The organism is Streptomyces sp. CO7, assembly GCF_053474865.1.
Genome location: NZ_JBRIOU010000003.1, coordinates 550,462 through 555,079, shown reverse-complemented (window position 1 = coordinate 555,079; position 4,618 = coordinate 550,462). Strand labels below are relative to the sequence as shown.

5 protein-coding genes are annotated in these 4,618 nt (G+C 75.2%); 2 read left to right on the top strand and 3 right to left on the bottom strand.

Annotated features, from left to right (window positions below):
• The first annotated feature begins 197 nt into the window (after positions 1-197).
• Complete coding sequence (locus ACOV8S_RS12500; RefSeq protein ID WP_448317847.1) at positions 198-1,220, top strand: CopD family protein; 1,023 nt, start codon at positions 198-200, stop codon at positions 1,218-1,220.
• Here ACOV8S_RS12500 and ACOV8S_RS12495 read toward each other — a convergent pair.
• From ACOV8S_RS12495 to ACOV8S_RS12485, 3 genes are all read right to left on the bottom strand, one after another.
• Complete coding sequence (locus ACOV8S_RS12495; protein WP_448317846.1) at positions 1,186-1,917, bottom strand: lysoplasmalogenase; 732 nt, start codon at positions 1,915-1,917, stop codon at positions 1,186-1,188. The genes ACOV8S_RS12500 and ACOV8S_RS12495 overlap by 35 nt on opposite strands.
• Positions 1,914-2,933, bottom strand: a complete 1,020-nt coding sequence (locus tag ACOV8S_RS12490) for a sterol desaturase family protein (protein ID WP_448317845.1) — start codon at positions 2,931-2,933, stop codon at positions 1,914-1,916. The genes ACOV8S_RS12495 and ACOV8S_RS12490 overlap by 4 nt, the downstream gene beginning before the upstream one ends.
• A 156-nt stretch (positions 2,934-3,089) precedes the next feature.
• A complete protein-coding gene (locus ACOV8S_RS12485; protein WP_448317844.1) occupies positions 3,090-3,764 on the bottom strand; it encodes a VIT1/CCC1 transporter family protein in 675 nt (224 codons plus the stop codon).
• A 182-nt stretch (positions 3,765-3,946) separates the two neighbouring features.
• On the opposite strand from ACOV8S_RS12485, the gene ACOV8S_RS12480 reads away from it, so the two are divergent.
• A partial coding sequence (locus tag ACOV8S_RS12480; protein WP_448317843.1) for an exonuclease domain-containing protein occupies positions 3,947-4,618 on the top strand: 672 nt, incomplete at its 3' end.

Genomic DNA, 4,618 nt, shown 5'->3' with positions numbered 1-4,618 from the left:
GTAGCGGTGGCCCGTCGGTCGCAGACCCTGCCCACAGCCCCGGGCCCGTCGCTCGCCATCGCCCGGCCACCGCTACGGTCCCGCGCTATGCGGGCCGCCCGCGCGGTGCCAGCCCCGCGGGGCGGGGACCGGAAAGGGGTCCGCCACTTGCCGTGGTGCGCTTGCCCGGGTTCCTCCCGCCCGGCGAGGATCGTCCCGTGACGCAGACGACCCGAACCTCCGGTCCGGCCGCGGCCGGTGACGGTCCGGCACCAGGGCGCGCCGGCGCCCGGCGGTCCGTCGCGCTGCTCGCCCTGGTGGCCGCGGGCGCCCTGGTCCCGCTGCTGGGACCGTCCGCCGCGCTGCACGGCAGCGGGGAGGCCCCCGCACCCGGGACCCCCGGGATCGGGCTGCTGCGCGCGGTGCTGTTCGCGGCGTTGTGCGTGCCGCTGGGCGAGGTGTTCACCGCCCGCTCCGCGCTGCGGCTGCGGCCGGAGGGCGCGCTGCCGCGGCCCTGGTCGGCCGCCGCGGCGGCGGCCGGGTTCCTGGCCTCGCTGGGCCTGGCCTTCGTGGTCGCCGCCGGCAACCGGGTGCCCCGCGGCTGGGGGGACGTGGACCTGGGCGGGCTGCAGGGGCACCGGGAGGGGCTGCTGGCCCTGGTGGAGGTCAACGGCTTCCTGGTGGCCGGGCTGCTCGCCCTCTCCCGGCGTCCCGCCGCCCAGCTGTGGCCGCTGGGCGCGGTGGTGGTGGCGGAGGCGCTGCGGGCCCACCCGGCCTGGGACTACCACGACCCGGCGACGGGGGCCGCGCTGACCGCCGTCCATCTGGCCTGCGGCGCGTTGTGGGCGGGCGGGCTGCTGCACGTGCTGCGCGTGCTGCGGCTCTGGCGCGGCGAGGCGCCCGCCGAGGCCGCCGCGCTGTTCGGCCGCTACGCCAGGGCCGCCGCCGTGCTGCTGGCCGCGGTCACCGCCACCGGCGTGACCAGCGCGCTGCGGCGGATGCCGCCGGGGACGGTGCTGGAGCAGCTGGCGACCACCGCCTACGGGCGGACGCTGCTGGCCAAGGTGGTGCTGGTGGCCGCGGTGGCCGCGCTCGCGCTGTGGGCCCGGCTGCGGCTGCGCCGGGCCCCCGACCCGTTGACGGCCTGCGTCCCGGCGCGCGCCGAGGTGGCGCTGCTGGGGCTGGTGGTGGCCGCCTCGGGCCTGCTCACGGCGTTGCCGGTGCCGATCCGCTGGCAGTGACGGCCGCGGACCGCGGCTCCGCCGACTCGTGCGGCGCACGTTGCCGCGTGAGGCCGCAGACGCCCGCGGTGAGCAGCGCCTGGGCGGCGAGGTAGGTCGCCATCACCCACAGGCCGTGCAGCGGCAGCGGGCCCCAGCCGGCCATCTCGGCGGCGATCAGCGAGTCGGAGAGCAGGAACAGCGCGCCGCCCGCCGCCGCGAGGCGGCCCACCCGTCCGGCCGACCAGGCCATCGCCGTCAGCAGGCAACTGTAGGCGGCGACCGGGATCCGCAGGTCGGCCGGCAGCCCCGGGAGCAGCAGCACCATCAGCGCGGCCAGTCCGACGGCGTAGGCCACGGCCGTGCCGACGCTCTCCGGGCGGCTCCGGTCCGCGCCGTGGCGGCGGAAGAGGACCATGTAGACGACGTGGCCGAGGGCGAAGAAGCCCATGCCGACCAGGAAGGCGTCCCCGCCGAAGGAGAGCATCACGTCGCCGCCCCAGCCGAAGGCGAGCGCCACCAGCAGGATCCGGGGCGCGCCGGACAACGCGGCGGTGGCCGCCAGCAGCGGCATCAGCAGGGCCTTGGAGACCGTCTCGACCGTGCCGTGGCCGGTGGAGACGGTGACCAGGTTGACGGCGGAAGCGAGGAGGAAGGCCGCGGGAGCGGCCTTGCGCAGCCAGGGCGCGGGGCGCCCCGTGCCGGTGGTGCTGGTCACGCGGACTCCTTGACGGCGGTGGCGGTACCGGCGGACGCGGCTCCGGCGTCCCCGGCAGCGGCGGACGCGGCCGCGGGGGCTCCGGCCTCCACGGGCATGGCCGTCGGAGGGACGGTCGTCGCAGGGGCGGCCGTCGCGGGGGCGGTCGTGTCGGCCCCGGCCCCACTGGGGGCGGCGGCCATGGCGGGCTGCGGCTGCCAGCCGGGCCCGCGGAACAGCCGTCCCGCCCGCTCGCTCCAACTACGCGCCGTCTTCAGGTCCTTGGCGATGGCGACGTACTCGTGGGTGGCCACCTTGAACGGGTTGTAGGTCTCGATGTTCTTGGTCAGCCCGTAGACGGGCCGCTCGGTCTCCGCCGCGAAGCTGCCGAACATCCGGTCCCAGACGATCAGGATGCCGCCGAAGTTGCGGTCGAGGTAGCCGCCCTGGGAGGCGTGGTGGACCCGGTGGTGGGAGGGCGTGTTGAAGAGGAACTCGACCGGTCGGGGCAGCTTCCCGATCCGCTCGGTGTGGATCCAGAACTGGTAGACGAGGCTGACGGAGTTGAGGAAGGCCAGCGCCGCCGGGTGCACGCCGAGCGCGATCAGCGGCAGGTAGAAGGGCCAGCCGGTGAGCGAGGTCCAGGGCTGCCGCAGCGCGGTGGTGAGGTTGAACTTCCGGCTGGAGTGGTGCACCACGTGGCAGGCCCACAGCAGGCGGATCACGTGGTGCCCGCGGTGCGACCAGTAGTAGAAGAAGTCCTGGGCGACCAGCATCAGCAGGACCGTCCACCACAGCACGGGGATCCGCAGCGGGGTCAGCTCGTGGACCACCGTGTAGAGGGCGACGATCGGGATCTTCCACAGGAAGTCCCAGAAGAGGCTGCCCAGGCCCATGCCGATGCTGGTGGCGGCGTCCTTGGTCTCGTATCCCTCCGTGTCCTCGTCCGGGTGGAGGCGATAGCTGACCACCTCGATCAGTGTGAGCAGCAGGAAGGCCGGGATCGACCAGAGCACGACATCGGGCAGGTTCGGCATACCTGCACGGTAGGGGCGGTTCCGGACGGCGACCAGGGGTCCGGATCGACAACACTTACCGGCGGTAGGAGCCCATTTCCTGTGGGTCTCCGCCAACGGCGCGCCAACGGCTACTGGTCCGCCGGCGGCCCCGGACCCGCCGGCGGACCGCGGCCCTCAGACGCCGGCTGCGCCCAGCAGGGCGCCCGCGGCATAGGTGACCGCCATGGCGAGCGCCCCTCCGCCGATGTTGCGCACCATCGCGCGCCGGGGATCCGCGGCGCCGAGGCGGGCGCTGCTGAAGCCGGTGAACAACAGGGCGAGAAGGACCGAGACGACGGTGACCGGCAGCCGCGCCCCGGCCGGCGGGACCACGATGGCGAGCAGCGGGAGCAGCGCGCCGACCGTGAAGGCGGCGAAGCTGGCCCCCGCAGCGTGCCAGGGGTTGGTCAGGTCGTCGGGGTCGATGCCCAGTTCCACGGCGGCGTGCGCGCGCACCGCGTCGCGCGCGGTGAGCTGGCGGGCCGCGTCCCCGGCGGTCTCCCGGCGCAGCCCGCGCTCCTCCAGCAGGCCGGTGAGCTTCTCCAGCTTGGCCTGCGGTCTCTCGCGGAGCCTGCGGCGCACCACGGCGAGCGCGGCCCGTTCGGAGTCGCGCTGGGTGGAGACCGAGACGTACTCCCCCGCCGCCATCGACATCGATCCGGCGAGCAGCCCGGCCAGGCCCGCGGTCAGCAGGGCGTCCCGGCTCTCCGTCGCGCCCGCGACCCCGACCACGAGCCCGGCGGTGGAGACGATGCCGTCGTTGGCGCCGAGGACGGCGGCGCGCAGCCAGTTGAGCCGGCCGGCGAGCACCGCCCGGCCCTGACCCTTTTCCTCCCCTTCGGGCGTTTCACCGCTTTCGCTCGCTTGGGGCCTTTCGCCGGGTTCCTGTCGTTCCGTCACATCGGGAGGATCGCACCGGACATGCGTCCGGTGGGGTATCGACGCTCCCCGGGGGGCGGAGGTGTCGGCCCCGGCGCTTATCCTCGTTGACCATGCTCGAAGACCGCACGCCCGAAGCGTCCACCGCTCCATGGCCGGCCGCGTATCCACAGGGGTACGCGGTCGTCGACGTGGAGACCACCGGACTGGCCCGGGACGACCGCATCGTCTCCGCGGCCGTGTACCGGCTGGACGCCCGCGGCGAGGTGGAGGACCACTGGTACACGCTGGTCAATCCGGAGCGCGACCCCGGGCCGGTGTGGATCCACGGGCTGACCGGTGACGCCCTGGAGGGCGCGCCGCTCTTCGCGGAGGTCGCCGAGGAGTTCGCCTCCCGGCTGGCCGGCCGGGTGCTGGTCGCCCACAACGCCGTCTTCGACTGGCAGATGATCTCCCGCGAGTACGCCCGGGCGGGGCGCGAGGCCCCGGTGCGGCAGCGGCTGTGCACCATCGCCCTCTCCAAGGCGCTGGCGCTGCCGCTGGCCAACCACAAACTGGAGTCGCTGGCCGCGCACTTCGGCGTGGTCCAGCGGCGCGCCCACCACGCGCTGGACGACGCGCGGGTGCTGGCCGAGGCCTTCCGGCCGAGCCTGCGGGCGGCGGCGGCCTCGGGTCTGCGGCTGCCGCTCCTGGAGTGCCTGCCGCTCACCGAGTGGAACGACGGCCCCTCCCCGCGGATCGGCCGTCAGCCGGGCGGGCGCGGCGGCTACAGGGCCGGTCCGGGC

Coding starts and splice junctions, on each gene's coding strand:
- ACOV8S_RS12490 (WP_448317845.1), bottom strand. CDS start 2,933: ATGCCGAACCTGCCCGATGTCGTGCTCTGGTCGATCCCGGCCTTCCTG.